The 4,660-nt window shown below is 35.9% G+C and carries 7 protein-coding genes; all 7 read left to right on the top strand.

From position 1 onward, the window contains the following. On the top strand, positions 1–769 hold a 769-nt coding region (locus KO525_RS05305; protein ID WP_215962756.1), incomplete at its 5' end, for a transposase. Positions 770–1,045: 276 nt separating this feature from the next. Beyond that, the gene (locus KO525_RS05300; RefSeq protein ID WP_215962755.1) at positions 1,046–1,363 is read left to right on the top strand and encodes a hypothetical protein; all 318 of its coding nucleotides are present in this window, start codon (positions 1,046–1,048) and stop codon (positions 1,361–1,363) included. A gap of 119 nt (positions 1,364–1,482) precedes the next feature. After that, a complete protein-coding gene (locus KO525_RS05295; RefSeq protein WP_215962754.1) occupies positions 1,483–1,830 on the top strand; it encodes a hypothetical protein in 348 nt (115 codons plus the stop codon). Between the two features lie 102 nt (positions 1,831–1,932). Beyond that, entirely contained in the window at positions 1,933–2,364 is a 432-nt protein-coding gene (locus tag KO525_RS05290) for a hypothetical protein (RefSeq protein WP_215962753.1), read from the top strand. A 127-nt stretch (positions 2,365–2,491) separates the two neighbouring features. After that, a complete protein-coding gene (locus KO525_RS05285) occupies positions 2,492–2,866 on the top strand; it encodes a hypothetical protein (protein WP_215962752.1) in 375 nt (124 codons plus the stop codon). 104 nt (positions 2,867–2,970) lie between these two features. Next, positions 2,971–3,435 carry a hypothetical protein gene (locus KO525_RS05280; RefSeq protein ID WP_215962751.1) on the top strand — a complete coding sequence of 155 codons (465 nt, stop codon included), beginning with the start codon at positions 2,971–2,973 and terminating at the stop codon, positions 3,433–3,435. 641 nt (positions 3,436–4,076) lie between these two features. Then, positions 4,077–4,475: a hypothetical protein gene (locus KO525_RS05275; protein ID WP_215962750.1), complete on the top strand. Its 399-nt coding sequence runs from the start codon at positions 4,077–4,079 to the stop codon at positions 4,473–4,475. Positions 4,476–4,660 lie beyond the last annotated feature (185 nt).

The following is a 4,660-nucleotide window of genomic DNA, read 5'->3' as shown; positions in this document are numbered from 1 at the left end:
GTATCGGGCTGTATCTAAAACGATAAAACAGTTAAGCGGCGCGAAGGGCCACCTAAATGCGCAACCAGGATATTTGTTGGCGTTACACACTTGGGGGAGAAGTTTAAGTGAGCACCCTCATATTCACTGTCTCATTACGAATGGAGGATTAAATGGCGCTGGTGACTGGGTAAAACCGAAACGTACTGTTATGTTTCCCGTCAAAGTTATGCGTCGTCTATTTCGAGGCAAATTTTTATCAGCAGTTAAAGAAGCGTTAGCTGACGGCGACTTGATATTTCCTCCAAACACACAAAGCGTACAAATCAAAAATTTATGCAATAAAATCGGTCGTGTTGATTGGCAGGTTTATGCCTGTAAGCCATACGAACATGGGCTAGGAGTTGCAAAATATATATCACGGTATATGCGAGGTGGACCGATAAAAAATAGCCAAATAATTGGCGTAAAAAATAACATCGTCACCTTTAAGTACAAATCCCATCAAACGAAAAAGACAGAACGAAAACAATATCCCGTTACTCAGTTGAGTCAAATAGTACTCAAGCACTTGCCGTTAAAGGGCAAGCAAACGGTAAGATATTACGGCCTTTATCATCCATCAATTTCGAATAAGCTGAATGTCGCGAGAATGCACAACAATCAAACACCATTTATTGAAGCGACAATACCTACTTGGCAATTACTAATGAATAAGCTGGGTGTTAATTTGAGTTGCCCGGAATGTGGTAATAAGGAGCGAATAGCGCTTGCGCCAAATTTGCATTAACAGCTCGACTAGAAAAACTCTGCACTTAGGTGTGGAGCGATTAAGTGCGCGCGACGTTCAGGTTGAGGTCATAAATAACATTGGAGATTGCGCTGTAGTATGGTTATTATTCTGTTTAGTTTAGGAGTTGGTCAGTCGAAAAGTGCGTGGGGTTTCCACAGTGCGATGAGGAAGTCCAACAAGGCGATAAACAGAGACAAAGATCTTAATGTTGTGAATAAAAAAATTTGCAGAGATCTTTGCTCGTTATCTTAGCGTTAGGGTTACAAGGATAGTATGTCGCATATTGAACAATTCTGTGAGTCAGCTATAGCCAAAGGAGATGGCACTTCTCTTAATGATTCTGAGCATTTTAGTAAAATGCAGGAAGCGATTACTCATGTTACAGAGTTGCCTAATTTACTTCCTTTACTCAATCACAAAAATGAGTGGGTTGTATGTTGGGCTGCTAGTCATTTACTCGCTAATGGTTATTCTTCTGAAGCACTAAAATCATTAAATAAACTTGCCACAGGTACTGGTATAGCAAGTTTCAGTGCTGACATAACCATTCAAGAGTATAAACGTGGTTGCTTTAAATCACCATTTGGGTAAAAGTAACCCTAACAAGCTAATAAACAAGGACAAAAAACAGTTTGCTGTTTTCGTTCCTCAACATTTTAGCAAACAATTTTTTGCCTGTTATTAGGGCGTTAGGTTTCAAGGAGAATGTTGTGAAATTGGTTGGCTCTAAAACTGAAAAGGAAATAAAGTCGGAGCTTTTAAGAAATACATCATCCGTATTTTCAAAATCAGTTGAGTCTCACGTAAAAACCTTCTTTTTAGATAATGACTTGGATACAACTCAAGTGATTGTTTTAGACTCCTTTCCGGATGACAGAATTGTTTATTATTGGTTACTTATTGAATCACGGATGGTTGGTAGAGTTGAAGTCGAGCTAGATTGTCCTGAGTGTACAGGCATGGATACTTTTACTCTTCTAGAATATCGTCATAAATTAAGTAAGATCCAACAAATAAAACTAGCTGTTGCAATGGAGTTATTAGCAACTGAAACCTAACAAGAATTTCAAGCGGGACTGCTAACAGTTTGCTCGTTTTCGCTTCGCTACACAATTTTAGCAAACTATTATCAGCCCCTTAAATGGGCGTTAGGTATGTAAATGGAGTTTGATAATTCTTTTCTAGATTTGGTTAAAGTTCTCGAAGATATAAATGATATTGAACTTAGCCTTTTAAAGTGTCATCTCCTTATTGAACAGGAATTAGATCGTGTTGCTCTAATTGGAGCTGAGAAACCTAAGTATATTTCTGAATCACGATTAACCTTTTCTAATAAAATTGCTTTAGTCCGAGCTTTCCACGACAGTAAATGTGAGTCTTGGGTATGGGGTGCACTTAATAAACTTAATAAAGTAAGAAATCTCATGGCTCATAACTTGAGTTCAACTGAAATAGAAATTGAGATTACTGCATATACAATTTTATTAAAAAACGAAGAAAAAATATGGCCTGCGGAACTACTTAAGGTAAAACACCCAGACTTTTTCTGGGCGGTATTTCTTATTTTAAGTAAGTTGCGGGGTATTGTGTAATACATACCTAACAAGCTAATAAATAAGGACAAAAAACAGTTTGCTGTTTTCGTTCCTCAACATTTTAGCAAACAATTTTTTGCCCATTATTAGGGCGTTATGTGGCAACCAAGGATCGGTGACTAATTTGAATGTTTTATTATCAATTGCCTTAATTATTACTTTGATTTTTACGTTTCTGTCGTTAATTTTTAAATTTAAGCATGTATTAATTCTATATGTATTAGGAAACATCGTCATATTCTCTTTTTTGGGATATGGTTCAAATGCACAAGCAGGAGGCTGGTTTATATTATTTAGTCAAATCCCTGCATTAATACCTTCAGCAGTTGGAATTTTAATAGGTAAACAATTCCAGCCTACTATAGGAAATAAGTTAAAAGGCGTAGCTTTTTCAATTTTTAGTGGATTTATAAGTCTAGGAAGAGAACGTAATAAATCTATAGATGATTTGGACCTAAGTGGTAAGTCCAAAGAACAAAGTCAGGGTCATGATAAATAGCCACATAACAAGTCAATTCAGCAGGACAAAAAACAGTTGGTTTTGCTCCTGCGTCGCTAATTTTAACCAACTATTTTTTGCCTCTGATTGAGGCGTTATAGCTCATGATGAAAAATTTACTATTTGTGATATCAATACTTCCATCAATATTATTTGCTGAAGGGACAACTGTCTTAAGTCCAACTGAAGCTAAAGAATTCGGAATTATTTTTAAACCATGGACTTTTTTTAAAGAGTACGAGATCGAAGAACACAAAGAATTTAGCGATTGCACATATTTCGAGATTCGTTTCCCCCAGACAAAACCGAACGGCTCAAAACCCAAATATATTAAAGTCGGGGTAGACGTTCTGTTTAATAAAAGGACTATTGCGTTGTTAGAGCTACCAATGCTGACTGACGTAGAGAATTCAGACATTCAATATGCTTACGGCTGTCTACCTTTAAAAGACGAATTTGATGTTAGCCTTACTTTTATTTATGGAACTGGAGGGCTGTGCTTTCCGTCATATAGCGTTCCAAGTGTTAAAAAGTATCTCAAAGAACTTAATATGTTAAAAGAGCTATAACAAGTCGATAAAGTAAAAGGACATAAAATCATTGGCTTGTCACTCGTGCCTCGCTAAAGTATAACCAATAATTTTATTGCCTCTTATCGAGGCGTTAACTAGGCCATAAATATCAAAGTTATAAATTTGAACCTTTGGTGTTTTGTTTTGAGTTAAACCTGGCCGATTTCAGTTTACTTTTGTGGGTGTTGCCGGTTCAAGTTTGCAACATGCTACTTTTAGCGCGGTATTTACAACAAACCAACGGATAGCTAAGTTTAGTGTTAATTGACGTTTTAGTAGATTTTAGGCTACCGTGGTTTTAAAGATTTTGTTCTGTTTAAAACTGCAATTCTGATTGATTACCCATTAATGAAATAATGGATAAAACCAGAAATATCGTAAATGGGTTCAGTGTTGTTTGGACAATCGGGGTAATTTGATTTGCGGAGCGTGGTGTTAGGCCTACGTTAACAAATCAATAAAGTCGGACGCGTCAAGCTTGGCTCGCGTTCGTACCTCACGGATTATAGCCAAGCTTAACTTCGCCTCTTATTGAAGCGTTAGCAGCCTAGTAAAGAATGGAGTCTATTTTGAGTATGTTTCTGAAGTTATTTTTAGTTGTAATTATTAGCTTTTCTGCTTTATCGAAGGAATTGAATGTGCCCTTACAGTTCGTCCAAGAACTTAAACTGGGTAATAACTTAAAAGCAATGGGGTTAAAGGTTTCTTTGAATACAGAAACGTATAGAATTATAAAATCAGAAGTTGGTGATAAAAAAGCTAAGGAAATCTTACTGATAGAATTAAATAAATCTATTAATAAGTATCAAAAAGAATGGGATAAAAATTTATCTTCAGCATATGACGAAGTATTTAAAGATAATGAATTAAAATCTATTTTAGAATTAAAGCAAAAATCCCCTTACGCCAAAAAGTTTATAGAATCACAACGAAAAGTAGGTGAAAGTATGCAAAACCGTTCTGGTGATTTGCTAAATAAAGTGGTAGCCGAAGCAATAAAAAATGCTTTTTCAAAGGTTGTTAAAAAAGGCAGCTAACAAGCTAATTAACAGGACAAAAAACAGTTGGTTTTGCTCCTTCGTCGCTAATTTTAACCAACTGATTTTTACCCGTTATTAGGGCGTTAGCAGCCTAGTAAAGAATGGAGTCTATTTTGAGTATGTTTCTGAAGTTATTTTTAGTTGTAATTATTAGCTTTTCTGCTTTATCGAAGGAATTGAAT

Source organism: Psychrosphaera sp. B3R10, from assembly GCF_018861025.1.
In the GTDB taxonomy this organism is placed as follows: domain Bacteria; phylum Pseudomonadota; class Gammaproteobacteria; order Enterobacterales; family Alteromonadaceae; genus Psychrosphaera; species Psychrosphaera algicola.
The sequence above is the reverse complement of the archived record's forward strand: the minus strand, read 5'-3'. Positions and strand labels throughout refer to the sequence as shown.

Bases quoted from the DNA above. Each gene is read 5' to 3' on its own strand.
- KO525_RS05290 (WP_215962753.1), top strand. From the start codon at position 1,933: ATGGAGTTTGATAATTCTTTTCTAGATTTGGTTAAAGTTCTCGAAGAT.
- KO525_RS05280 (WP_215962751.1), top strand. From the start codon at position 2,971: ATGATGAAAAATTTACTATTTGTGATATCAATACTTCCATCAATATTA.
- KO525_RS05300 (WP_215962755.1), top strand. From the start codon at position 1,046: ATGTCGCATATTGAACAATTCTGTGAGTCAGCTATAGCCAAAGGAGAT.